The organism is Acinetobacter marinus (genome assembly GCF_900096915.1).
Lineage (GTDB): Bacteria > Pseudomonadota > Gammaproteobacteria > Pseudomonadales > Moraxellaceae > Acinetobacter > Acinetobacter marinus.
On sequence record NZ_FMYK01000004.1, the window covers coordinates 1 to 26,441 of the forward strand.

A 26,441-nucleotide genomic window follows, 5' to 3' on the forward strand; every position below is an offset into this window, starting at 1 on the left:
CACCTGATCCCTTCCCGAACTCAGAAGTGAAACCACTTAGCGCTGATGGTAGTGTGGGGTTACCCATGTGAGAGTAAGTCATCGCCAGCTTTTAATTCCAAAGCCCTCACCTAAAAGGTGGGGGCTTTTTTGTTGGACATAAGAAAATGATCGGTGGGAAATCTGGGGGAAGCTTAGTAATAACCTAAAACTTTCCACCAAATCAGTCCTGATCCGATCCAAATCATCAAATTGACCACACTCATAATCGCTCCAATAATCCACCATTCACCCATTGTGGTATAGCCTGAGTTATAGATCACAGGGGCTGTACCCGTAGCATAATGAGTCAGTGTCATCATGATATTCCCCGCTGCAGCGAGTATCAGTGCATAGAGCATTGGCGGTGCACCTAAGCTGAGTCCGACTGCGTAGAATGCAGCAAACATTGCGGTGACATGTGCGGTGGTGCTGGCGAAGAAATAATGAATATAGAGATAGATTAATGTCAATATGCTGACTGCGCCCACCCAGCCTAAGCCCATATTACTAATTTGATGTTCGATATTGTCAGAGAACCAGCCAATTAAGCCAAGTTTGTTTAAAAAACTCGCCATCATAATCAGTGCGCTAAACCAAACGATGGTATCCCATGCGGATTTTTCCTTAATAATATCGTCCCACGTTAAGACACCAGTCAGAATTAATACGCTTAATCCAAGAAATGCGGTGGTGGTGGCATCTAGTGTGAATGCTTCACCAAAAAGCATGGCAGGAATATTTGCCCAGAGTAATAGCATAAGCAGGAAAACTCCCATCATGATTTTCTCAGGCAGGTGAATTTTGCCCATTTTTTTCAGATTGTCTTTGGCAAAGCCTTTGGCATCAGGCGTGACTTTAAGCTCAGGTGGATAGACCCAATAGATGACTAAGGGCATGATCAGCAGACATAAAATTCCAGGTAGAAACATGGCGACTGCCCAAGTTGTCCATGACAGTTGTATTTCACTGCCTGTGGCTTTATTGACTAAATCCACGACTAATGGGTTTGGTGCAGTTGCGGTAATGAACATCCCTGAGGTGATGGGATTGGCATGGTAGTTGACCATGGCGAGATAGCGTCCAATTTTCTTTTCTGTGCCTTCTTCAGGCGTGGAGTGAAAACTTTCTGCAATGGATTTCATGATGGGATGGATAATCCCACCGCCACGCGCTGTATTGGATGGGGGAATCGGTGCAATGATCAGCTCTGCGGTAACCAATGAATATGCCACGCCGATGGTTTTCTTGCCAAAAATAGAAATGAAGTAGTAGGCAATACGTTTGCCTAGTCCTGTTTTAATCAAACCTCTGGAAATCATGACCGCAACACCAATCAACCAAATTAACGGACTGGAAAAACTGGACAGTGCATCGGAGATGGCTTGCGATGGTTTGTCACTGGTGACGCCAGTTAACGCAACTAATGTAATGGCGATCAGCGCTAATGCACCGATCGGCAAGACTTTCCCAATGATTGCGACGATCGTTGCGATGAATAATGCAAGTAAATGCCACGCATCTGGATTAACGCCTTCAGGGACAGGAATGACAAACCAAATCAGTAAGCCGATGACGATCGAAATAATAGCGGGGATGGGTTTAAACGGCATGGAGATAGCTCCTAATTTTGAAAAATCGACATCTATAATGTGTGATGAAATCTATTCTTTAATTTAAGTATATGCCCTTAAAATGGAAGAGGGTGAGTTTTAATGATGAATCGACAGATTTATTTTGATTTTTTGAGTGATGAGTCACGGAATAGTTAGAGAGAAGAATTGCCCTGAATCAGCAGGTTGGTATTGTGATTTTCTATTGTAGAAATGCGTTTAATTTTAAATGTTTGCATCGAGCCAATGCGTTGATTCAATGAATTGATCCCTTGAATGATCCATCGAATCAACCGACTTTTATTTTTCTTCTTTGCGATGTTCCGCTCGAAACTGTGATGAACGCTGACGTTGCCACGGTAGTGGACGGTTAATTGCTTCAGGCACATCACCACTGCGAGAGCGTAAGTTGAGATGAATCGCTGCTTGTGCCAAAAGGTTGGCAGAAACGGGTGCAGTGACGAAAGCAAACAACGTCAATAAAATTTCTGGAAAGCCAAAATGATGATGAAATGCGGCATAAATCATGCCCGCAATGAGGAAGCTACCAAGTCCTAACGTGCTGGCTTTGGTCGGGGCGTGTAAGCGCATAAAGAGATCGGGCAGACGTACCATACCAATCCCGCCCACCAAGACGAAAAATGAACCAATGATCAAAAAGATTGAAATCAAAATTTCCATGATCAACATCGACAGAACTCCTTAATCAATCACATGACCAGTGGTGAAATAACGTGCTAAAGCGGCGGTAGAGACAAAACCAAACATCGCAACAAGTAATGCTGATTCAAATAAATCCGTGGTTGTCCAATAGATCCCCAGCACAACGATCAAGCAAGTGGCATTCAAAAACAAAGTATCTAAGGCTAATAATCGGTCGACCACAGATGGGCCTATAATCAATCGCACCACGCAGAGCAATACGGAAATGGTGATGGCAATAATGCTAAACATCAACACATAAGGCAGAAATATCATGCGTCTTGCTCCCGAGGTTGTGCGTGAAAAATCTGAATCAAGGGCTGTTCATAACGGGTTTTGATCTCTGCAATATCAGCATCTGGATCTACGCAGCTCAGACTATGCACTAGAATATCGCCACGTTGTAAGTCGATGCCTGCGGAAACTGTTCCTGGTGTGGTGGTGATGATCATCGCTAGAAGTGTATTGACATGATCATGATCGCTATCTAAAGGCACACGATACCATGCAGGATGGAGCTGATGGGATGGACCAAGCACCAATTTTGCCACACGAAAATTACTGATGATAATATCGTATAGCACCACAAAAAATAGCTTACATGCCGTCAACCAGTCGAGTTGTGGTGTCCGTGTGATAAAGGCTTGCATGATTTTTGGAATCATCCATGCCAAGATCAATGCCAGTAACAGATTGCCCAAACTGACGCTGTGTTGCAGCATCAGCCATGAAATAAACACCAAAAATGACACCAAAGGGTGCGGGAACATGCCACTATTCATCGCATCCGTTTGCACTGGATCGGATGAGATGCTGTGATCGTGCTGCGTGTTTGGTTGGAATTGATCAGACATGATGTTACTCCGCAGGAACCAGTTTGGCATCATCGTCAGGCAATGCTGGCGTTGCAGATGATGTGTCCGTTGGCTGGGTCAATTCAGCAGGCACATGTTCACCTGCCAAGGTTTTCGAAGAAATCACGTAAGGAATATACTTTTGATATGGATCTTCAACGGTTTCTTCACGGTATTTTAAATGCGGTAAATAATACGGATTAAACGGTTGTACGCTAATGACATCGCCACGATCGGTATTTTTCAGCAACATCGCCTGATAGAGTTGCTTATTTTGCAACTGTTCGGCAGCTGCATAGGTGTAGCGATAGACAGGCTGAGCTAATAGCGCATAGCCAGTTAAGCCGATCAGCAAAGCATACACCACATAATCTAAACGAGGACTCGCTCGGTCAGGGAGTTTTTTATATGTCTGACAGGCTTCATGATCATCGTTGTCATCGGGCGTAGTTGCTCGCCAAAAAATCACGTAACCTGCACGGACAAAGGCAAGAATACTCAATAAACTCACCGCAAGAATGACGAGAATAATCCAGACCTTGTGCTCATGATAGAGCGTACCTTGTAACAAGAAGACTTTGCCAATAAAGCCACTAAATGGCGGGAGTCCTGCCATCATTAATCCGACCACGAGGAACAGTAGGCTCAGCAAAGTATGCTGTTTCATTTCTGGCGCAGTTTTTAAATGATCTTTAAACTCGCCACGTTGCAGGCTGATCCATTCGCCAAGTAGATAAAATGTCGCTGCGATAATGGTACTGTGCACCATATAATATAGTCCCGCTGCCCATGCTTGTAGGCTAAACAACGACACCGCAATTAAGATCGTGCCAATCGACGACAAAATCATAAAACCGATAAATCGGCGTAAGCGTTCTGCTGCGATGGCACCAAATACACCATATAAACTGGTCAAAACACCGATAATCAGTAACCAATTTTCCAGTAAATATTGTCCTTGTGCGTCACTAAATACTGTGCCATTGACTCGCAAAATGGCGTAAATACCCACTTTAGTCATTAATGCAAAAATCGCTGCGACAGGGGTGGCTGCGACAGCATAGGTTTTCGGTAGCCAAAAGCCGACAGGAAGCATCGCCGCTTTGATGCCGAACACCACAAATAACAGCATCGCACCAGCCATTGCCAACTGATGTTGATCATCTGGCAAGCGAGGTAATAATCTCGCCACGTCCGCCATATTCAGACTGCCAACACTGCCATAAATCAGTCCCAGCCCGATCAAGAACATCGCAGAAGCGAGAAGGTTAATGATGACGTAATGCAAACCGAGTTTAAAGCGGGCTTTATTATGATGGTGCAAGAGCAACACATAAGAAGCCAGCAGAAGTACCTCAAAGAACACAAAGAGGTTAAACAAATCGCCTGTCAAAAATGCGCCACATAAACCCATCAACAAGAAATGGAACATGGCATGGAAATAACGACCACGTTGATCCCATTCTGCACTGGCAAACCATAATACAGGGAGCGCAACCACATATGTGAGCAACACCATCATGGCTGAAAGCCGATCGACCACTAAGGCAATGCCAAACGGTGCCGACCACTCACTCAAGAAATAGGCTTTGATTTGCCCTGTATTGGCAAAGTCCACCATGCAAATTGCTAAAATTAGTCCAACAATCGCTGAACCAATACTGATGGCGTGACGAAGCGGTTGTCTCGGGTCAGACTTGAGCGAGCCTGAACCTGGGTTACCCAATAGAATCAGTGCAAACCCTGTAAATGCAGGTAAAAGTATCGATAAAACAGGAAAATGTTGCTGCCAAAAATCCACAAAAAAACTCATCAAGGCTCATCCTCTCGTGGATCGTAAGTGATTTCGGCAACATCCTTGGAATCGACATGGTCATTGCCTGATTCATAACGACTGCGTAATGCCAATTGCACCACAAAGGCTGTGGTCGCAAAGCCAATCACGATGGCGGTCAGTACCAATGCTTGTGGCAGTGGATCGGTCATTTTCACCGCTTCAGTGAGAATCGCAGGCGCATTAAACTCAAGTCGTCCCATGCTAAATAGAAAAATATTGACCGCATAACCAATCATTGCCAAACCCAGTACCACAGGAAAGGTACGGCGTCGAAGCAGTAAATAAATCCCTGTTGCAGTGACTAAGCCAACACCAGAGGCAACTAAAAATTCCATACTAATCATGATTGATCTCCTGAAGGCATCGGCCCTGACATGGTCGAATGACGTGAGTCACCAAGCACTGAAATCAGCAACATCGTTGCGCCAACCACAGTGATATAAACCCCCACATCAAAGGCGGCTGCTGAAGCCAAATGTAATTTACCGATCAGTGGTGGGCTAACATAGATGTGTGCACTGGTCAGGAATGGTCGACCCCACGCCCATGCTGCAATCCCCGTTGCGCCAGCGATACACAGCCCGATGCCGATCCATTTTTCATAGCGGCGCCCAGAGTTGACTTTGAGGATATGCTCGGTGCGATCTTGCCCATACGCCATATATTGGATGACTAGAGCGATCGAGGTAATTAATCCAGCGATAAAGCCACCACCTGGCAAATTGTGTCCACGTAAGAAAATATACAAGCTCACCACAAGTGCCAAAGGCATAACCCAAGACATCGCCATGCGCATCATCAGCGGGGAGGGGTTAAAGCGATAGGTTAGACCTTCTGTCATCGTTGTGCCATGGGCACGCATCCCATCCATCAAGCAAAGCGCACCAATCGCAGCAATGCCAAGCACGGTAATTTCACCGAAGGTATCAAATCCACGGAAATCGACTAAAATGACGTTGACCACGTTCGAGCCACCACCGAGTGGGATAGACTGTTGCTGGAAGAACCACGAAATCGATTGATGATCACGGGTTAATACCAGCCAAGTCAGCCAGCCTAAGCCCAAACCGCCAACAATCGCCAAAATGGCATCACGCCAGCGTTGGCTACGTGTTGATTCATAAGGGGTGAGCTGTGGTAATAGCGACAAACTCATCAGCAACAGCACAGTAGTGACAATATCAACCGTGATCTGAGTCAACGCCAAGTCAGGCGCAGACAAGGTCACAAAGGTCACACTGACCACGAGCCCAATACCACCACTGATCAGCACCGCTTTGATACGTTCATGATGGAACCAGAGCATCATCAAACATGCGGTGATGAGTAACAACCACATCGCAATAGCAGCAATTGGTGCATGATTGAGTTCACGTGTGCCTTGCGACAAATCATAGCCAAACAGTGGAATCGCCACCATCAACATGCTAAAGCACAGGATCACAAACAGATATTTTTGTAAGGCGCCAGTTTCAGTATTCTTTTTGATATAACGGCTAAATAGCAATAATTTCTTCAAGAAAGCGTCAAATAAATAAATGCCTCGGAATTTGCCCAATGGCGGATCAAGGTCGATCTGACGCAATCGTCCATTTTTCGCCAAAGCAAAATACAGCGCTAAGCCACCGATGGTCGCAATCAGACTCATCACCAACGGCACATTAAAACCATGCCACAACGCCAAGTGCACATGCTCAAAATCATGATGCTGTACAGTCGCCGTAGTCACTTGATTGATAATGCCTTGCACGGTCAGCGCAGGGAAAATCCCCACCACAATACATAGGCTGGCGAGTAAGGCAACAGGTGCCAGCATACCTTTGGCGGGTTCATGAATTTCTGGGGAGGGCAGGGGCTTGCCATATTGCGCATCGAAAAACACGCCATGCACAAAGCGCACCGAATACGCCACCGCAAAGATACCCGCCAGCGTTGCTAAGACCGTCATCACCATCAACCAAAAACCAGAATGACTCGCCACCAGTTCGGTAAAGAACATTTCTTTGGACAAGAAACCATTGGTCAAGGGCACACCTGCCATCGCAGCACAGGCGACCATTGCCAAGGTGCCTGTGATTGGCAGAAATTGCCACACCCCGCTGAGCTTGCGTAAATCACGTGTACCTGTTTCATGGTCGATAATGCCAGCGATCATAAACAGTGCTGCTTTGAATGTGGCATGGTTGATGATGTGGAAAATTGCCGCAGCAATCGCAAGCGGTGAGCCGATACCGAGTAGGCAGACAATCAACCCCAAATGACTAATGGTCGAATAGGCAAGTAAACCTTTTAAATCTTCTTTAAAAATCGCTAAAAATGCGCCAATACAGAGCGTGAGTAGACCAACAGCGGTGACAATACCGTGATATACACTTGCTCCAACAAAGATCGGTGATAATCGTGCTAATAAGAAAATTCCCGCCTTGACCATCGTTGCCGAGTGTAGATAGGCTGAAACTGGTGTCGGCGCCGCCATGGCATTGGGTAACCAAAAATGAAAGGGAAATTGCGCACTTTTGGTAAATGCGCCCATCAGCACCAAGAACAAAATCGGCAAGAAATACGGGCTATTTTGAATAATATCAGCTCGTTCAAACAACTGATCAATCTGATATGTCCCTGCAACCTGACCAATCAGGACAAAGCCCCCCAGCATACACAGACCGCCCATGCCCGTGATGGTGAGCGCCATACGTGCCCCACGCTGAGCCGCCTCATAGCGTTGCCAATAACCCACCAAGAGGAAGGATGAAATACTGGTCAGTTCCCAAAACACCAGTAGAATGATTAAATTATTAGACAGGGAAATACCGAGCATCGCCGCCATAAATAGCATGAGTAGGCTATACAGCTTAGCAAGCGAGTTTTTTGCACTGAGATAATAATAGGCGTAGATCAAAATCAGCGTGCCGATCCCCGTGATCAGCATGCTAAACATCAGACTCAGCGCATCTAGTCGCAGGTCGATATTAATCCCTGCACTTGGGAGCCAATCCAAGACATAGCGGACATCGCCACCATTTTGAACATCAGGTAGATACTGCGCCAACAGGGCAAAACACAGGATGCTAAGCGCACTGGCACCGATCACTGTCGCAAGACGAGACAGCTTATCCAAGCCCCAGACCATGGTTGTGCCGAGTAATAAGGGCAAAAGAATAATCAAAAACAGCACAATCGCATCCCATTCACAGTGTTGTATAGATCCACTTACACCAGCACAGCAAGTACAAGCACGAAAAAATAGCCTAAAAACAATAGCAAGGCATAAAAAAAGATTGTATTGCGCAATCTTAAAGTTGTGAAAAACAATGGGCGGATAGTGCGCATTATTTTCACAATATGCATGAAAAACATCATTTTATAATAGCATGAATTGTGTCACAAGGCTTGATAACAGAAACACTATCAATCCTTTTTGGTGAGGAAATGTGTTGCGCTCGCCTGATTTTTTGGGTGGTTTTGACTGCTTAGTTTTGCTGGGTCAGTACCTGTAAAAGCTGTTCCATGTTTTTGATACGTTTGATCTGTTGCCACAGCTCGCTGGCTTCAGGATAGGCTTTGCTCATCATGCCCAGCCATTGTTTGTAGCGACCGATCAAGCCGATTTCAGTTTTGTAATGTCCATTGAGAAAGGCGACTTGCAAGGTGAGTAAATCTTGCCACGTCATGCGCTGTGAATCATCGGACAGACGTACACAATTGACCAAATCTGGTGTGGTCACTGCACCTCGACCGATCATCAAATCTTGGCATTGGGACTGTGCTTGGCAGGCTTTGGCATCGTCAACTGTCCAAATTTCACCATTGGCGATGATCGGCATATCTACGGCGTCTTGAATCGGCGCAATCTTTTCCCAATACGCAGGTGGCGTATAACCATCGGCTTTGGTGCGAGCGTGAATGGTCAGCCAGCTTGCCCCTGCATCTTGAATGGCAAGTGCATTATCCAAACTATGTGCTTCATCGAGATAGCCAAGACGCATCTTTGCCGATACAGGAATATGCTTCGGCACAGCGTCACGCACCGCTTTGACAATATCAAACAGCGTATCGGTTTCATCGAGCAATACCGCACCGCCACGATGACGGTTGACGGTTTTTGCGGGACAGCCAAAATTCAGGTCGATGACAGGTGCGCCAAGTGCCACGGCTTTTTCTGCGTTGGCGGCGAGCATTTCGATGTTGTTGCCCAAAAACTGCACATGCACTGGTGTACCGTGAATGGTGTTGCCGTTGTTTTGTAGTTCGGGGCAATATTGGTAATAAATATGATCGGGCAGGACGCTATCGGTGACACGAATAAACTCGGTCACACACCAATCATATTGACCGACTTGGGTCAGGATCTGGCGCATTAATGGATCGGTCAGACCTTCCATCGGGGCAAGTACCAATTTCACCGCTGGCTACTCATCGTTCGCTACTCTTTGTTTGATTGCACATCGTAAAAATTCAAAGGTGCTTATACGGATTTTTTAGGGGGATGTCTATATGTCTAAGTTTTTAATTCAGGTAATCTATGCATATTCAAGGTCAATTGATAATGAATTTCATGTTAAATACTGAAGAAAGGTTATAACTGTGATAAATATAGTCGTTATTGCTTACACACCTATGTAGATATGTTTATAGCGCATCTCCCTTCGGGGTACATCTTAGCTAAGATTTTGACTAAAAAATTAAAGCAAACTCAAATAAGTACAAAAGCCCTTTTTGCCATTGTAATGGTTGGAGCTGTTTTTCCTGATATAGATTTATTTTATTTTTATTTTGTAGATGATCGGTCGGTTCATCATCACAAGTATTTTTTACATTGGTTTTCTTTTTGGATTCCCATATTTTTGTCATCCTTTCTTTGGCTGGCTATTTTTAAGCGCCAATCTAAGATCGCTCTTGCTGTTTGCTTATTTTGTGGAGCTGCGATATTACACATTATTTTAGATACGTTTGTTGGTGATATATGGCTATTTGCTCCTTTTATTGATAAGCCATATGTTTTCTTTGAAGTGACAGCGAAATATCAGCCTTGGTGGCTTAATTTTATCCTTCATTGGTCATTTCTTGTGGAAATATTAATAACGATTTACGCTTTGTGGATTTTTATCACTGGCAAATTCAAGTAGCAAGAGCAACGTGATAAAACTATCCATAATTTCAATCTGAGTTTGTCATCTTCAAGTCTAATTTTTCAATTGTGTTAGTTCTGATAATTTTTAGTTTCGGTCATGTATTCTCAAAAAAGTTAAGTGTCAGGATTTATAGATTGATCTTGTAGGCTTTGCAAGAGTTGCTGTTGCAAACTTGGCTCTAAATTTTGAATCAACGCCATTAACTGTGCAAAATCAAGCTGTTCGATACTTTGAGATTCCTCTACTTCTGCCTCATTTTCATTCGGTAATTTTTCAGCAAGCGCATTATTTTCATTATCAGCTTCTAAATTCTGCGCTTGGAGCGATTGATAAACCTGTGCCAAACGCTGTTGATGCGCCGACAAATCTAAACGATGCGCTTGCGCATATTTCAGCTCAAAACATTCCACATCAGACTGAAACTCGACCATATCCGAATGCGTCGCCGTGGCAATAAACTGAATCCGAGGAAAAGCACGATGTAAACGCTGTAAAATCTGCTGACGATGGGTCAGATCAAGATGCGCATCAACATCGTCAATCAAGACAATGCCATCACCCTCAAGACAAGGAAACAGACTGTTCGGATTCAAAATACATAAACGACGAACAATATCACCGACCAGCGCACAACAGGTTTTCTCGGTCTGTGACAGCTGTAGAAAAGGCGTGAATTCACCTTGATATTTCACCATCAAACGCAGCTTCGGCTGATATTCAATGAAAATATCGTCAATCTCAGGCATCACGGTATGGATCGCACTGCGCAAACTATTCAGACAACGCTGTGGCGTAAGACGATAAGCATGTTCGAGCTGAGAAAATAATTCATCAAATTGCGCTTGATCGGCGAGCCGTGTCTGCGGATCGAGATATTGCCGAAGCAATTGTGCGGACTGTGCATTTTCCAAATCATGCACTTCACGTAACCACTCAAAAAATTTATTAAAAGTGGTAAAGCTCAGACTGACTTGATCATAGGCTTGGTGAATAGGTGTGAGGGTAGACTGGGTATTTTTAATATTGAGATTGACCTCATGCACAAAGCGTTCACTGGGATAATAGGCGAGACACGGCAAAGTGAAATAAGGATCGTTTTCCATCAACTTTTGATATTGCGGAATCAGCGCATCTAAGCCGTTGGTATCCGCTCGACTTAAGGCAATACTGCTCGGCGTACTTCGGATTTTTTTAATCGTCCAATGACATTGCGGTCGTATTGACGGTGCTTTTGCAGACGATTGTTCAGTGGGCTTTTCAATTGACGTTTCAGATGGCTTTTCAAGTGGCTGTTCAGATTGTTTGTCTTGTGAATTGTCTTGCTGAACCTGCGAATCATCCGCTTTCGATAACAGCTCAGCAGGATATTCAATAGTGATTTGAATCTGTGCTTGCAGCGCATCGTTTTGAATATCGCTATCAGGCATGATTGCGCCTGCACTGCGCAAATCTTTGTAACGTGCAGGAAGCCAGCTGAGCCCGTGAAAAATTTGTTTCAGTAAATTGCTTTTGCCTGCATTTTGATTGGCGAGAAATAGGCTGATCGGCAGTTTGGATTGTCCAGATTGCAGGCGCACCGCAAGATGATCAAATTGATTGATGTGTTGCAACTGCACAGCGATCAGACGCATAGCTTAACCCTCAATTTTTATGATTTTAAAAGCAAGTTTTGAGAAATTAGGCTGATTTTTTCAGTTCATAATTGCGCTTTAATTGCTGTAATAAATCATAAATATGGTGAACATTTAAGCTCAGTTTAGCACGAGTGCAAGCAACGTACAGCAGACGCAATTCTTCAGGGGTGATTTTGTAGTCCAGTTGACTGAGTTTAAATTGATAATCATCTTCGAGATGGACACGATTCCACTCCAAGCCTTTGGCTTTGTGTGCGGTGGAAATCACATAGTCCGCTTGCTCGATCGGGGTGATTTTGGCAAGGGCATTTTTTAGCGGAGAAGTACCGTGTTCATCGACCAATTTCACCAAAGGCTTAATGTCACTGCCGTCATTGGTTTCGCAGTATTCATGCACATCATGCCAAGAGTTAAACCATGCCAGTTCTGGCACATCAGTGACACGCTTGCCTTGTTTGAGCGCCGTCGCCGCATCAATAAATCGTGACAGTCGGGCATGATCGGCTTGCAAGCTGACTTTGTCGCCTTTGAGCAATCCGCTGAGTAACAATTCCATCGCTCGGGCGTTGGTACGACATAGGATCGCATCACGCATTTTGGTATGTGGTTTGTTTACCACTTTTGATGAAATCTCAGAAAAACCATGTAAAGGCACGGTTTCTTTCAGTGCATGCAATAAGTAATTCGCCACTTCGGCAATCTCTTCACCGAAACGGAATGAGGTGGTCAGCCGATTTTCAGGTAAGGGTAACTGTTGCATGGCATTGACTGCACCACGCCATGCGTAGATTTGTTGATGGGCATCTCCGACGTAGATCACTTGGGCATTTTTTTGTTTGAGTAAAATCCCGAGCATCAACGGATCGGCATCTTGCGCCTCATCAAACAGAATATAGTCACTGGGAATATTCGGCTCAGACAACGCCCACAATTTCAAATACACATCATGCCCGATACCTGCTTGATGCTGTGGGTGAATCGAATCGAGCCAACGCCGTTCCAGTGCAGGGTAGAGCGAGTTTTGTAGATTCTCCGCATCATCAGGATGCAACCATTCAGGCACAGGAATATGCCGTGGCGCAGGATATTGTGCATTGGTTGAGCAGAAGCCACTGACACCATTCGCCACCAAATTAGCCAAGCGGTTGGGCATCATCAGATATGGCTCATAACGACTGCCCATCAGACGACGTACATTGATCGGTTGCAGTTGATATTCTTTGGCAAGATAACTTGGGCTTAAACGAGGTAAGCGTAATTTGTCGGTGATGTTGCGAGGCACGCTACGATACGCCAAAGAGTGAAAAGTCCGACAATCAACATTCTGCTGAAACTTCTGCTGAGCATGGGTGGCAATGGCTTTGTTAAATGCCAAGTACAAGCCACGACGTTCAGGCATGGCTTGGCTGATCATCTCTAGCGTGGTGGTTTTACCCGTACCTGCGTAGGCGATGATCTTAAACGAATCACCGACGCGTGCGGTATCGATGGCAAGGGCTTGTTCTTTGGTGGCGTACATTGATTGCTATCAGAAAAGACAGTGTTTAAGACTGTGTACGGTTGGCTTTTTCCACCAATCCCGATAAGCCCTGACGACGTGCCAATTCTTCAATAATGATATTTGGATCAATATCAAAATAGCCAAGCATGACGATACTATGAAACCACAAATCAGCAGTTTCATAGATCAAGTCATTTTTATTTTCTTCGGTTGCACTGGCGTCATAATCTTTGGCGGCGATGATGGTTTCGACACTTTCTTCACCGACTTTTTCCAAGATTTTATTGATACCTTTTTCATAGAGATTGGCGACATAAGAACGATCGGCATTGGCGGATTTGCGCTCACGCATCAACGCACCGAGATAGGCGAGGACATCGCTTTGCTCACCATATGTTGCGAGTTCAAATTCATGGCTTTGATTGGTTTGGCTTGCATCTGCTTTGGTTGCGCCATTCTGATTGTAAATTTCATTTGGGTCTTTAAGCTGTGCATCAACGATTTCCCAACCATTTGACGTGAGCTTGCGGTAGAAACATGATTCACGACCTGTGTGGCAGGCAATCCCGCCATGCTGTTCCACTTGCAGGGTGATCACATCGGCATCGCAGTCGAGGCGGATTTCATGCACGGTTTGGAAGTGTCCAGATTCTTCGCCTTTGTGCCATAGTTTTTGCCGTGAGCGAGAGTAGTACACCGCTTGATTTTTCTCAGCAGTCAATGCTAAAGATTCACGGTTCATCCACGCCACCATGAGGATACGACCAGTTTGATGATGTTGTGCAATCGCAGGAATTAATCCATTTTGATCAAATTTGACTTCATCTAACCAGTTCGACATCGTATTTTCCTTTGCTATTAAGAGCGTGATAAAGCAGTGCGTTCCTTGATCAGAACATTGCAATGCTTAAAAAATCAGAATGGCGAGTATTATAGACGCTGAAACTGTACAATGGGCAATTAAATGTTGTACTCCTGATTTTTCCGTATTATCAGATGAATTTAGTTCTATCTATGCTTTGAATTTTATTGGCGTGTGTATTTATGTCCGATCAATCATCCTCCCAAACCGCACCTAGCAAACCACAACTTGCCAACTCGACCCTATGGTTGATGGCGATGGTCTGCGGGATTTGCGCAGGCGCAAACTATTTTAGTCAGCCACTGGTGCATTCCATTCAAACCCATTTTGCCATTGAAGAAGCCCAAGCGCAGTTGACTGTGACTTTGGCGCAGATATCGTATGCGGTGGGCTTGTTGTTATTGGTGCCACTTGGGGATTTGGTCAAGCGCCATTTATTTATTCCAATTCTTATGTGTCTGACTGCGGCAGGGCTGTTGTTTAGCGCATTTGCACAGAATATTTATATGCTGTGGTTGGGCACGGTGCTGACGGGTTTGTTTAGTGTCAGTTCACAGGTGCTGATTCCGCTGTCTACTGCCTTGGTCGAGCCGAAGCGCATCGGTGCGGTGGTTGGCTTTTTGATGAGTGGCTTGCTGATCGGGATTTTGTTCTCGACCACGGTGGCGGGCTTATTATCGAATTTGTTTGCATGGAATACTGTGTACTGGCTCAGTGCGATTTTGCTGGTGATTCTGATGCTGTTATTACAGCCACGCTTGCCAAAGCTGACTCCAGTCAAACTGAATTATTTTGCCATGTTTAAAACCATGGGGCATTTGATCGCCACCGAGCGCCGTTTGGTACTTCGTGCAGGTGTCGGTGCGCTGACCTTTGCCTCGATGAGTACGTTATTTTCCACGATGTCTTTGCTTTTGGCACGAGAGCCATTTTTACTCAGTGATTTTCAGATTGGTTTAATTGGGCTTTCGGGCATTGTTGGTGCAGTATTTGCGCAGTTCACGGGCAAGTTGGTCGATCGTGGCTATGCACGACAGCTCACATTGGTCGGGATGGTGTTGGCGTTGTTGAGTTGGAGTGTGTTGTATACCGCGCAGTGGTATTTGATCGCTTATTTGCTGGGCTTTTGTATGATCAATCTGGCGAATTCGACCCTACATGTCACCAATCTGAATATTATTTATCAATTGCATGATGAAGCCAAATCTCGACTGAATTCGATCTATATGACCAGTTATTTTGCAGGGGCGGCATCAGGTTCATCTTTGGGGATATTTGCGTGGAACCTTGGCGGTTGGAGCTTGACCTGTGCGTTTGGTTTTGCCTTGGCACTACTCAGCGCAATTTGCTCAGTGCTGGATTTACCGAATATGCGTAAGTAACAACTGAACGTCATCGCATAAAAAAGAAGCTGTCTCAAAACTATAAAACCCCCTTGCGGAGTGTACTCCTCATCCCCCTTCACAGGGGGAAGACCACTCAATAAAATCAAATGGTTGAAATTCCTCCCCTTTTTAAGGGGAGGTTAGGTGGGGTTGAAAACTGGATTTTGAGACAGCTTCTTTTGATTAAAAGATGCTGTATCCGCATCAATCAAATTAGTTGCTTTTGACTACAGCGTGCGCTTTGTCTTTGACATTGTGCGCAGTCGTCGATGCTGCTTTGGTAGTTTTAGTGGCAACTGATTTTGCGCCATTAGCAGTTGATTTTGCTGCGTGCGTGGTTTTGTCTTTGGCTTTAGACGCTGTGTTCGTTACCGCTTTTTTTGTGCTATGTGCTGCACTTTTCGTAGTATTGCTTGCTTTCTTTACTGTCTTTTGAGTTGCGGTACTTGCTTTTGATGCAGTGGACTTGGTCGCTTGAGTGACTTTTTGGGTCACGCTTGGTGTTTTCACTGATGTTTTCGTCGTTGCAGTCACGTGCGGTGTTTTTACTGAAGCATCTACACTGTGCTTCGATGTTTCTGCATAGGCACTACCAAACGCCAATAAAGAAGAAAGGGCAACAATTAATTTTAACTTAGACATGATAAACACTCATAGGTTTGTATTTCGATGTGGCTACTTTAAGACTTAAAAGCCCAAATAATGTGTGTGCTATGTTTCTGAATAGTAATCAAGCGTTGGTTAAGGTAAAACTGTTCAACAATATCAGTGCCTTTGTGGGGAAAGTATGTGTTTTGAGGGTTTTTGGCAATCACTTTATGCTGTGTCGCAATCGTCCAAGTCATAAAAAAAGCAGACACGAATGTCTGCTTTGGCACATCTAAGAATAGATGATCAAGATCAATTACGATTGAAGCACCGAAATATCTGCCACACTCAAGAATAATCCACGAAGTTGAGCTAATAGCGCCAAACGATTGGCTTTGAGCGCAGGATCATCCGCCATCACCATCACATTATCAAAGAATGCGTCGATCGGCGTGCGAAGTGCAGCGAGCTTTGATAAGGCTTCAGTGTAGTTGCGATTATTGAGTAATGGTTGAACTTCAGCAGTCAAAGTTTTCAGCGTTTGATAAAGGTCTTTTTCTGCAGACTCAACTAACGTGGCTTCATTCACTGTATTTTCAGTAACCGTTTCTTTTGCCAAGATATTTGCCACACGTTTATTCGCCGCTGCCAATGCACTTGCTTCATCTAAAGTGCGGAAATGGTTCACCGCTTTGATACGTTGATCAAAATCAAGCGGTGACTTCGGTGAAAGTGCTTGTACCGCTTGGATCACATCAACATCGACGCCTTGATCTTCGTACTTGGCACGGTAGCGACCTTCTAGAAATGCCACTGCATCGGCACGGGTTTTGTCATGATCTTTGATCACATCGCCATAGCCTGCAAGCGCAAGATTAACCAAGTTTTCTAGGCTAATATCGAGTTCATTTTCAATGATTAAACGTAAGATACCAATCGCAGAACGACGCAGTGCAAATGGATCTTTTGAACCTGTCGGCGCTTGACCGATACCAAAAATACCGACCAAAGTCACCATGCGATCGGCAAGGGCGAGGGTCGTGCCTGTTTTGTTTTGTGGAAGTGCATCACCTGCAAACTTCGGTAAATATTGCTCACCCAGTGCATCAGCGACCTCATCATTTTCACCTTCAAGGCGAGCATAATAGGTGCCTGCGATGCCTTGCAGTTCTGGGAATTCGCCGACCAATTCAGAGGTGAGGTCGCATTTTGAAAGAAATGCTGCTTTTTCCGCATCGAGTGGCGATGCACCTGTAAATTGACACAGTGCTACAGACAGTTTTGCCACACGTTCAGTTTTTTCCCACAATGTCCCGAGCTGTGCTTGGAACACCATATTTTTCAGCTTGTCTTTACGACTTGCTAAGGGTTGCTTTTGATCTTGTAGGAAAAAGAATTCTGCATCAGACAAACGTGGGCGGACTACTTTTTCATTACCCTCGATGATCTGGGTTGGATCTTTCGATTCAATATTCGATACGGTAATGAAGTACGGTTGCAGTTTGTTATGACCATCGACCAAGCAGAAATATTTTTGATTGTCCTGCATGGTGGTGATCAAGGCTTCTTGTGGGACAGCCAAATAACGCGCTTCAAAGCTGGCACGAAGTGCAACAGGTAATTCAACCAATGCTGTCACTTCATCACGCAAATCCGCAGGGACGATGGCAATCGCACCGACTTCATCGGCAAGGGCTTTGACTTGGCTGTCGATCATCGCTTGACGTTCTTCAAAGTCTGCGATCACTTTGGCATTGCGTAGTGAATCGAGATAATCATTGGCATGAGCAAGTGTAATCGCCTCCGGTGCATGGAAACGATGTCCGAAAGTTTGATTGCTGGCTTGGATGTCTTGAATAGTTGCTTCGATAATTTGTGCATCTTTGAGCAACACCACCCATTGCACAGGACGAACAAATTCGGTACGACTTGCCGCAGAGCGCATACGCTTGGCGATCGGGAGATTATCGAGCGCTGTTTGCAAAATGTTTGGCAATAAGGCATCAAGACTTTGACCTTTGATGTCTTTGAAATAACAAACCTTTTCGACTTTGCCTGCATTGAAGGTTGATACTTGGTCGGCAGTGATTCCTTGACCACGTAAGAATCCTTCAAGGGCTTTGGTTGGTTTGCCTTCGGCATCATAGGCTGCTTGTACCGCAGGCCCATCAAAGCGTTTTTGGCTATCGGCTTGCTGTGCTTCGATTTGGTTGATTTTCAATGCTAAACGACGTGGCGCAGCATAGGCATCGATGCTGTCAAAACCAAGTCCTGCATCGGTTAAGCCTTTTTCGACTTCACTTTTTAGGGCATCACGTAGCGTTTTTAAGCTCTTTGGCGGCAGTTCTTCACAGCCTAATTCAAATAATACAGTGTGTGTCATGTTCAAATATCTTCTATAAATCGTTTATCTATTGAAAAGTGATGACTTAAACATCAACCTTAAAACCTAAATTTACATCGCAAGCCGCTTGACCACCTCGGATTCCCCAATTTTCTAAAGGAATTTCTTGCAAAAGAATCGAAATACATTGTTTAGGAATACTCAGTATTTCAAGATTTTGCACAATACCTTGATAGAGATTTCGTTTGGCATCTATCGAACGACCTGAAAAAGCACTAATCGTAATTTGTGTCTGATATTCAGCTTGTTCTAATTGTGGCGGACAAGCAAAACGATGCGGTAAATGGGCGATCAAACGGATATGTTTGTCTTTTTCAGGAATCTTAAAATGCTCAACCAGTGCATGATGTACAGCATCCATGATCGCCACCTCTTGTTCAGGTGTGTATTCTCGACGGACTTCAATGATCACACTTGGCATTTGAGATTCCTTTTCTGTAAATAATTTACAATTTACCGAGCACTTAGCTGTTTGACTCAGCTTCCGCTTGTGCTTTTAACTGCGCCAAGACTTCATCACGTAAATGTGGTTCAGCCATTGGGAAGCCCAATTTTGCACGAGATTGTACATAGCTTTGTGCAATGGCACGTGCCAATGCACGAACACGGAGAATATAACGCTGACGTTCTGTGACCGAGATTGCGCCACGAGCATCGAGCAAGTTAAAGGTATGGGATGCTTTGACCACTTGCTCATAGGCAGGTAGTGGCAACTCAGCTTGCATCAAACGATTCGATTCAGATTCATGAAAATCAAACAATTCGAATAATTTATCGACTGGTGCATATTCAAAGTTATAAGTCGATTGTTCGACTTCATTTTGATGGAATACATCGCCGTAAGTTACCGTACCAAATTGACCTTTGGTCCATACCAAATCATAAACTGAATCAACCCCTTGTAAGTACATCGCAAGACGCTCAAGACCATAAGTGATTTCGCCAGTCACAGGGTAGCACTCGACACCACCGACTTGTTGGAAATAGGTGAACTGCGTCACTTCCATGCCGTTGAGCCACACTTCCCAACCTAAGCCCCATGCGCCTAGCGTTGGAGATTCCCAGTTGTCTTCAACAAAACGCACATCATGCGTTAAGGTATCGATACCGATGGCTTTGAGTGAGTCCAAATACAGTTGTTGGATATTACTTGGGTTCGGCTTCAAGACTACTTGGAACTGATAATAATGCTGTAATCGGTTTGGGTTTTCGCCATAACGCCCGTCTTTCGGACGGCGTGATGGCTGTACATAAGCAGCATTCCATGTTTCAGGACCGAGTGCACGCAAGAAGGTTGCAGTGTGGAATGTGCCTGCGCCCATTTCTAAATCGTAGGGTTGCAGGACGACACAGCCTTGTTCTGCCCAGTAGTTTTGTAGAGCTAAGATCAGCCCTTGAAAGGTATCAATATGCGAGATGGCGCGACTCATGTGGCATCCATTAAAAATATAGGAAAAAATTGTGCTTAAGTATAAGGATTTTCAAGGGGCGTGGCAAAGGATTCCACGATATCAAAAAAAGAAAAAGCGCCGAAGCGCTTTTTCACAACCACAAGGTTTAACCTGCTTTTAGGCGGATTAGATAAAGAACCAATAAATAAACATCGACACGATGGCGATACAGAAGATATTCAGCACAAAGCCAACACGCATCATTTCACTTTGCTTAATGTGTCCTGTACCGAACACGATGGCATTTGGCGGGGTAGCAACAGGCAGCATAAATGCACACGATGCACCGATACCAATCACGATCACTAGAATCTCTTTTGGCATGCCCATTTGATCGGCAATCACGGCAAATACAGGCACGAGTAATGCTGCCGATGCGGTATTACTGGTAAATTCGGTAAGAAAGACGATAAAGGCTGCAACGATCACAATCACCAAGAATGGCGACGCACCGCCGAGCACATCAGCGAGGGTTTGCCCGAGCACTAAAGAAGATCCTGAATCTTTCAAGATGGCGCTTAGTGTAAGACCGCCACCGAACAGCATGAGTACGCCCCAGTCGGTGTTATCGGCAATATTTTTCCATGTGGCGATACCTAAAATCACCACCATACATGCAGCGAATACCGCAATCCAACTGTCAGGCTGGCTGATGCCAAAAGTTTCGCTGACTTTTTTACCCATGATCCACGAAATCGCTGTAATCACGAACAACACCATGGTCAAGACACGCTCACGATTCCACGGAATGATTTCAGAATTAAACTCGACACGGCGGTTTAGATTTGGACGCAAGATAATGTACAAGCTGACCAACATCGCAGGCAAGATCAGCAGCATCATTGGCAGACCGACTTTCATCCAATCGGCAAAGTCATAGTCCAAAGCCTTAGCAGCGATGGCATTCGGCGGTGAACCAACTAATGTGCCGAGACCGCCGATACTGGCAGAGTAGGCAATCGCCAAGAGAATAAACACGAAGGTTTTACGTTCTTTGTCGGCATCAAAGTGCGATAACAGACCCAACGCCAATGGCAACATCATGGCAGCTGTTGCCGTGTTGGAAATCCACATAGAAAGCAGTGCCGTCACTGCACAGATCGCCAGCACCGCAATACCGAGATTGCCCCCCGACATAGAGATGATCCACATGGCGATTTTACGATCGAGCTTTTGCACATGCAGTGCAGTTGCTAGCGCAAAACCACCAAAGAATAAGAAAATCACAGGATCGGCAAAAGTGCTCAGTGCGGTAGATGTGGTCAGCGGTGCAATTTCGCCTCCTGTATCACTGGGCATCCCAATCGCTACTGCCAGCACGGGGATGAGCAGGGCGGTAATGGTGATATGCAATGCTTCAGTGAGCCAGAGAGTCGCAATAAAGAGTAATAAACTCAAGCCTTTATTGGCATTGTCATCATAGGGCAGGATTTCGTACAAGCCAAAGGAGACAATCATTGCAATGACAATAATGATCCAGCCACGCAGGACATTTTTGGGCAAGGCATTGGTGGTGGTTTCTAGATTAGGGACATTCATAGAACTTCCAGTTCGGTTTTTAAAAAAAGCATAGAGCGTACAAAGTGATAGGTAAATAATACTATTGGATAAAAGATTGATACAGCGCACTTGGATCTAGCGCACAAGAATTAGCGCAAAACATTTAGAGCAAATGAAAGCCTTGCCAAATCGCATTGATACCGAGTAAGCCAAGCGCAGTGAAAATCACCGCATTAAAAGCCGATTGCGACATTTTATTGCGAATCTTGCTGCCCAAATAGACGAAGATCAGCGCAGAAATGGTGATGCAGATCAATAGATAAATTTGTGTGGTTTTAAAAGTCAGAATAATCGGTGCAAGCATGGTCAGTTGCACCAGTTTGCTGGCGAGAAAGCTCATATTGCTGATGATCACCACATCATTTTTTTGGTGTTTAGTGCTGAGGAGATACATCATCAGGAAAGGCGCCATGGCATTGGTCGCACCGCCAATGATGCCAGCCAAACCGCCAAATAGCGTCATATTGCGCATTGAATGCGACAGTTGAATCGGTGTGGCTCGAAATTGATCGGCAATATAGAGCAAAATCACCGTACCCATGAGTAATTTCAAATAGGCTTCACTGACATAGAGCAACAAACTCACGCCAATAAAGCTCCCCACCAAACTACTGATAATCAGCCCAGCATAGCGTTTTAAATAATATGAAAAAGGATGGCTAGCACCCGCTCGAAGCAGGCTGATATTGAGAATAATGCACGGAATCGCCACCAAAGCGATGGCGTACTTGAGCGGATAAAACATTGCTAATGCTGCGGTGCTCATCATCGGAAAACCAAAACCGCTAATGCCGTGCAGTAAAGCAGCCAGTGCACTTAAAACGAGGAGAAGCAGTTCCGTTTTATGCATGATTATCCTTGGCTATAGTGTATCGATTGAGCAATGAAAATTGATGCGTCGCAGTATGTCGCATTGCATCAGTGACTATATTAACTGATCTGGATGCGCATGCTACCTTAATTTCAATGTTTAAGGTGGATAAGGAGCGTGATGCGATGTCTGATCGAATCCGTGAAAAACTGCAAATCCTCGCTGATGCGGCAAAGTATGATGTGTCGTGTTCATCCAGTGGTAGTCAACGTAAAAATCAAAATAAAGGCTTAGGCGATGCCAGCCAATCAGGCATTTGCCATACCTTCACTGAAGATGGGCGCTGTGTTTCTTTACTGAAAATCCTGTTTAGCAATGTCTGTATTTATGACTGCGCCTACTGTGTGTCACGACGCTCGAACGATGTCAAACGAGCAGCCTTCACTGTGCAAGAAGTGGTTGATCTGACCATTAATTTTTATCGTCGTAATTATATCGAAGGCTTGTTTCTGAGTTCAGGGATTTTTAAATCAGCGGATTACACCATGGAGCGCATGATGCAAGTGGTGAAAAAGTTGCGCTTGGAGGAAAATTTCAACGGCTATATTCATCTAAAAACCATCCCTGGTGCTTCACCCGAGCTGATTCATGAAGCAGGATTGTATGCCGATCGTATGAGCATCAACCTAGAAATGCCGACAGAAATTGGCTTAAAACAATTCGCCCCTGAAAAGTCACATCAAGAGGTGCAGAAAGATTTGGGTTTAGTGCGAGATCGCCTGATTCAACTCAAAGACGAACGGCAAATCATCAAGCATGTACCGAAATATGTGCCTGCGGGACAGACCACGCAGATGGTGGTTGGCGCACATCAAGAAACTGATCAAGATGTATTGTTGATGGCGGATCATCACTACAAAACCTTTCAGCTGAAACGGGTTTATTACTCAGGTTATATTCCGATCAATCAGGAAAATAATACCTTGCCAGCGGTCGGTTCAGCACCGCCGTTATTGCGTGAAAATCGACTTTATCAAAGTGATTGGTTGATGCGGTTTTATGGTTTTGACGCCAATGAAATCGTCGATGAAAAGCATCCGCATTTGGATTTGGATATTGATCCAAAGCTCAGTTGGGCGTTACGTCATCCTGAGTCTTTTCCAGTGGATTTGAATCGTGCTGATTGTCGGATGATTTTACGTGTTCCAGGGATTGGTGTGAAGTCTGCCAAGAAAATCGTCCAAGCACGGCGCTTTGGCAAAATTCACTGTGATTTGCTGAAAAAACTTGGCGTGGCATACAGCCGAGCGCAATATTTTATCCGCTGTGAAGACAGTCCGAGCTTTCAAAAAGAATTACAACCACAGCAGATTCGTCAGCAAATCGTGGAAAAAGGCAACTCCAAATACGTCAAACAGCTCACGCCACAACTCAGTCTTGGGTTTTGACATGAAGATGTTTTTGGAGGTTGCAAATGGCAAGTGAACGACCGATTTATTGCTTTGATGGCACATTGACAGGATTGCTGTGCTGTGTGTTTCGAGCATTTCAATTTCGAGAATATCAGGTTGAGATTCATGCTTTTGACGCACATCAAAACGCATCTGCTCGCCAATCTTTGCAGGACAATTTATTTAACGTGTCGATCGAGGTGGCAAGTCAAGATACACAGGCGCAGCGTGTATGGAATGCGTTAAAACAAAAGCTCTCAAACAATGCGCTTCGACAGTTGTATTATGCGTTTTTGGCTGAAAATACCGATGCCTATCAGCATATTTTTAATTACTGCATTTATATTTTTCGACATGCACAGTGCCAACAGATTCATTCACTTGAGAAAAACTATACCCATCCCAGTGTGCTTGCGATTGCACAGTGGGCGAAAAAAGTTGGACGAGAAAAGCATCGTATGGAAGCCTTTATCCGCTTTAAGAAAAGCAGTGAAGGGGTGTTTTTGAGTTTGATTGCGCCTGATTTTAATGTGTTGCCGTTAATACAGCGCCATTTTCGCAATCGTTATCAAGATCAGCGCTGGTTGATTTATGATGAAAAACGACACTTCGGGGTGTATTATGATTTACAGCAGATTCAGGAAGTGGATTTATCCGCACAGAGCATTGATGCACAAAAAGAGATTGGCGGTAGTCAGCAGTTTTTGATTGATCTTGATGATCAAGAGGCGCTGTATGATCAGTTGTGGAAGGATTATTTTCAGAGCATTAACATCAAAGAACGGCAAAATATCAAGCTCCATGTGCAGTGCGTGCCAAAGCGTTATTGGCGTTATCTCAATGAAAAATCGCTATAAATGGTCGTTGTCTGAGTCGTTTCTCAAGGGTGATAAAGAGCAACTTGAAAGATGAGTATGGTTTTATAATTCGATACAATAAAGCCATTTATCCAAGTTAAAATTATTATACACTTGTATTTTATCAAGATATTGCAACGACTTTCCGTGCGAGTTCATTATGTTTAAAACAAAGCCCTCGATATTAAAATCAGCCACTTCAAAATCAATCCCATCAAAGCAAAATCGGCAGGGCATTCAGTTTCCGCAGTCCCCAGAACAAAGTAAACCGAGCACCTCTGCACTTGCCAAGCAAATCTTACATCGTGCCTTACAGGCGCTTTCTGCACCTGAGTCGATCGATGTGATGGTAGAGCGCAAATGGCGTAAGCACTATCCTCGTTATTTCCATGCGATGGTGCGCCATAGCATTCAGTCTGCGCAAGGGGCGGTTGATGCGGCTGAGCAAGCCTTGGCATTTGCCGAGCAGGAGTTTGTGGTATGTCGGGATCAGCAAACGCATTCACTTGCAGAAGAAATGCAATCTAATCAAGCGCTTATTTTTGATAAATACATCATCAAAGGGCAGGACAATCCACAGCTTGCACCGTGGGGCATTCCCTATCATGGTGAGCTACTGACAGGTCAGGCATTATTGGATCAGATTTGGACTTGGGAAACCCAAGGCATTATCGATGTCACGCATGCCAATGCACTGCGTGAAGCAGCGCAACATCCTGAATGGTTTGATTTGTCTGATCGTACGGTGGTGTTGTTTGGGGCGGCATCAGAGGCAGGACCATTAACATGGCTATCGAAGTGGAAAGCCAATATTGTGGCGATAGATTTACCGAATGAAAAAATTTGGCAAAAAATTCAAAGCATTATTGAAGCAGGCAATGCCACTTTGATTGCGCCGATGCAACCAGATGCCAAAGGTGAAAAGGTTTTGGGTGCAGATTTATTGACTCAAAATGCGGAAATCGCCAATTGGCTCAATAGCTTTAAAGCCAAACTGGACTTGGCGGGTATCGCCTATTTGGACGGTGAAAAACACGTGCGTGTATCTATGGCAATGATTTCTATCATGAAAAAAGTCAGTCAGATCAAAGCCGATAGTAGCATCATGTTTATGTTGACACCGACAGATATTTACGCCATTCCAAAACGGGTGGTTGAGGTGATTCGCACCCGCAAGCAAGCCCGTAAAGCCTTCAATAAAACAGTATCTGGATTAAGCTATCGGCTGAGTCAAAGGCATTTTTTTGAGCCAAATGATGAAACGGTCTATCAGGCAGATACGGGGGCAGAATATGCGATTGCCGATTGTATGGTGATCGAGCAGGGGCCGAACTATGCATTGGCAAAGCGCTTACAGCAATGGTATGCCTTATCTGCTCGAGCGCAAGGCAAGCATGTGTCCATTAATATTGCACCATCGACCACGACCCAATCGGTAGTGAAAAATCCGTTGTTAAAAGCAGCGTTTGAAGGCGCAGGGTTATTTGATGTGGAAGCCTTTGCCCCTGAAACCACCAATGCCATCATGGCGGCACTTTGGATCTATGATCTGAATGCCCCGCAAAGTCCATCCAATCCAGAAAATCAGCTTGCACATCCGCTCCAACTGCTCATGGAAAATGCCAATCATGGCGGACTCTGGAATGTCCCGTACTTGGCACGTACAGCATTACCATTTGCCGCAGTTTATGGCTTTGGTAAAGGATTGCGCTCGAAGTATGTGAAAAAATAATCTTCGTCATTAAATAGGGCTGGCTATGGATGGCTTACTAAATTAAAAA

22 protein-coding genes and 1 rRNA gene are annotated in these 26,441 nt (G+C 44.7%); 6 read left to right on the plus strand and 17 right to left on the minus strand.

What is annotated here, in order from left to right:
• Window positions 1-90 (plus strand): 5S ribosomal RNA (gene rrf / locus BLQ60_RS08310); the annotation flags it as partial.
• 83 nt (window positions 91-173) lie between these two features.
• Here the strand turns inward: rrf and BLQ60_RS08315 are convergent.
• From BLQ60_RS08315 to BLQ60_RS08350, 8 genes are all read right to left on the minus strand, one after another.
• The gene (locus BLQ60_RS08315) at window positions 174-1,631 is read right to left on the minus strand and encodes an anion permease (protein ID WP_092618766.1); all 1,458 of its coding nucleotides are present in this window, start codon (window positions 1,629-1,631) and stop codon (window positions 174-176) included.
• A 300-nt stretch (window positions 1,632-1,931) separates the two neighbouring features.
• Window positions 1,932-2,321: a Na+/H+ antiporter subunit G gene (locus BLQ60_RS08320; RefSeq protein WP_092618769.1), complete on the minus strand. Its 390-nt coding sequence runs from the start codon at window positions 2,319-2,321 to the stop codon at window positions 1,932-1,934.
• A gap of 12 nt (window positions 2,322-2,333) precedes the next feature.
• Window positions 2,334-2,609 carry a monovalent cation/H+ antiporter subunit F gene (locus BLQ60_RS08325; protein ID WP_092618772.1) on the minus strand — a complete coding sequence of 92 codons (276 nt, stop codon included), beginning with the start codon at window positions 2,607-2,609 and terminating at the stop codon, window positions 2,334-2,336.
• The gene (locus BLQ60_RS08330) at window positions 2,606-3,130 is read right to left on the minus strand and encodes a Na+/H+ antiporter subunit E (RefSeq protein WP_378235218.1); all 525 of its coding nucleotides are present in this window, start codon (window positions 3,128-3,130) and stop codon (window positions 2,606-2,608) included. Before BLQ60_RS08330 ends, BLQ60_RS08325 begins: the two co-directional genes overlap by 4 nt.
• A gap of 61 nt (window positions 3,131-3,191) precedes the next feature.
• A complete protein-coding gene (locus BLQ60_RS08335) occupies window positions 3,192-5,000 on the minus strand; it encodes a monovalent cation/H+ antiporter subunit D (RefSeq protein ID WP_092618775.1) in 1,809 nt (602 codons plus the stop codon).
• On the minus strand, window positions 5,000-5,368 hold the full coding sequence (locus tag BLQ60_RS08340) for a Na+/H+ antiporter subunit C (RefSeq protein WP_092618778.1): 369 nt from the start codon (window positions 5,366-5,368) through the stop codon (window positions 5,000-5,002). The genes BLQ60_RS08335 and BLQ60_RS08340 overlap by 1 nt, the downstream gene beginning before the upstream one ends.
• Entirely contained in the window at window positions 5,365-8,199 is a 2,835-nt protein-coding gene (locus BLQ60_RS08345) for a monovalent cation/H+ antiporter subunit A (protein WP_092618781.1), read from the minus strand. Before BLQ60_RS08345 ends, BLQ60_RS08340 begins: the two co-directional genes overlap by 4 nt.
• A gap of 295 nt (window positions 8,200-8,494) precedes the next feature.
• The gene (locus BLQ60_RS08350; protein ID WP_092618784.1) at window positions 8,495-9,427 is read right to left on the minus strand and encodes a tRNA dihydrouridine synthase; all 933 of its coding nucleotides are present in this window, start codon (window positions 9,425-9,427) and stop codon (window positions 8,495-8,497) included.
• Window positions 9,428-9,649: 222 nt separating this feature from the next.
• Here BLQ60_RS08350 and BLQ60_RS08355 point away from each other — a divergent pair, with 222 nt between their 5' ends.
• Window positions 9,650-10,150 carry a metal-dependent hydrolase gene (locus tag BLQ60_RS08355; RefSeq protein WP_092618787.1) on the plus strand — a complete coding sequence of 167 codons (501 nt, stop codon included), beginning with the start codon at window positions 9,650-9,652 and terminating at the stop codon, window positions 10,148-10,150.
• A gap of 119 nt (window positions 10,151-10,269) precedes the next feature.
• Here BLQ60_RS08355 and BLQ60_RS08360 read toward each other — a convergent pair whose 3' ends face one another.
• Genes BLQ60_RS08360 through hisIE form a run of 3 tightly spaced genes read right to left on the minus strand, consistent with a single transcriptional unit; the run spans window position 10,270 to window position 14,132 of the window.
• Window positions 10,270-11,787 (minus strand): AAA family ATPase, encoded by a 1,518-nt coding sequence (locus BLQ60_RS08360; protein ID WP_092618790.1) that lies wholly within the window; start codon window positions 11,785-11,787, stop codon window positions 10,270-10,272.
• A 46-nt stretch (window positions 11,788-11,833) separates the two neighbouring features.
• Window positions 11,834-13,309, minus strand: a complete 1,476-nt coding sequence (locus BLQ60_RS08365; protein WP_092618793.1) for a UvrD-helicase domain-containing protein — start codon at window positions 13,307-13,309, stop codon at window positions 11,834-11,836.
• Window positions 13,310-13,334: 25 nt separating this feature from the next.
• Window positions 13,335-14,132, minus strand: coding sequence for a bifunctional phosphoribosyl-AMP cyclohydrolase/phosphoribosyl-ATP diphosphatase HisIE (gene hisIE / locus BLQ60_RS08370; RefSeq protein ID WP_092618796.1), 798 nt, complete (start codon window positions 14,130-14,132; stop codon window positions 13,335-13,337).
• Between the two features lie 203 nt (window positions 14,133-14,335).
• Between hisIE and BLQ60_RS08375 the strand changes: the two genes are divergently transcribed.
• Window positions 14,336-15,535, plus strand: coding sequence for an MFS transporter (locus BLQ60_RS08375; RefSeq protein ID WP_092618799.1), 1,200 nt, complete (start codon window positions 14,336-14,338; stop codon window positions 15,533-15,535).
• 216 nt (window positions 15,536-15,751) lie between these two features.
• Here the strand turns inward: BLQ60_RS08375 and BLQ60_RS08380 are convergent, their stop codons facing one another.
• The 6 genes from BLQ60_RS08380 to BLQ60_RS08410 form a co-directional block, all read right to left on the minus strand.
• On the minus strand, window positions 15,752-16,180 hold the full coding sequence (locus tag BLQ60_RS08380) for a hypothetical protein (RefSeq protein WP_092618801.1): 429 nt from the start codon (window positions 16,178-16,180) through the stop codon (window positions 15,752-15,754).
• Window positions 16,181-16,442: 262 nt separating this feature from the next.
• Window positions 16,443-18,509, minus strand: coding sequence for a glycine--tRNA ligase subunit beta (gene glyS, locus BLQ60_RS08390; protein ID WP_092618808.1), 2,067 nt, complete (start codon window positions 18,507-18,509; stop codon window positions 16,443-16,445).
• Between the two features lie 46 nt (window positions 18,510-18,555).
• Complete coding sequence (locus tag BLQ60_RS08395; protein WP_092618811.1) at window positions 18,556-18,951, minus strand: tautomerase family protein; 396 nt, start codon at window positions 18,949-18,951, stop codon at window positions 18,556-18,558.
• Between the two features lie 43 nt (window positions 18,952-18,994).
• Entirely contained in the window at window positions 18,995-19,960 is a 966-nt protein-coding gene (gene glyQ / locus BLQ60_RS08400; RefSeq protein WP_092618814.1) for a glycine--tRNA ligase subunit alpha, read from the minus strand.
• 147 nt (window positions 19,961-20,107) lie between these two features.
• On the minus strand, window positions 20,108-21,520 hold the full coding sequence (locus BLQ60_RS08405) for an SLC13 family permease (RefSeq protein WP_092618817.1): 1,413 nt from the start codon (window positions 21,518-21,520) through the stop codon (window positions 20,108-20,110).
• Between the two features lie 124 nt (window positions 21,521-21,644).
• Window positions 21,645-22,391, minus strand: a complete 747-nt coding sequence (locus tag BLQ60_RS08410; protein WP_092618820.1) for a sulfite exporter TauE/SafE family protein — start codon at window positions 22,389-22,391, stop codon at window positions 21,645-21,647.
• Between the two features lie 146 nt (window positions 22,392-22,537).
• Between BLQ60_RS08410 and BLQ60_RS08415 the strand changes: the two genes are divergently transcribed.
• The 3 genes from BLQ60_RS08415 to BLQ60_RS08425 all read left to right on the plus strand — a co-directional run bounded on the left by BLQ60_RS08415 (window position 22,538) and on the right by BLQ60_RS08425 (window position 26,392).
• Window positions 22,538-23,800 carry a putative DNA modification/repair radical SAM protein gene (locus BLQ60_RS08415; RefSeq protein WP_092619539.1) on the plus strand — a complete coding sequence of 421 codons (1,263 nt, stop codon included), beginning with the start codon at window positions 22,538-22,540 and terminating at the stop codon, window positions 23,798-23,800.
• A gap of 26 nt (window positions 23,801-23,826) precedes the next feature.
• A complete protein-coding gene (locus BLQ60_RS08420; RefSeq protein ID WP_092618823.1) occupies window positions 23,827-24,660 on the plus strand; it encodes a TIGR03915 family putative DNA repair protein in 834 nt (277 codons plus the stop codon).
• Window positions 24,661-24,820: 160 nt separating this feature from the next.
• Complete coding sequence (locus BLQ60_RS08425; RefSeq protein ID WP_092618826.1) at window positions 24,821-26,392, plus strand: hypothetical protein; 1,572 nt, start codon at window positions 24,821-24,823, stop codon at window positions 26,390-26,392.
• Window positions 26,393-26,441: the final 49 nt, after the last annotated feature.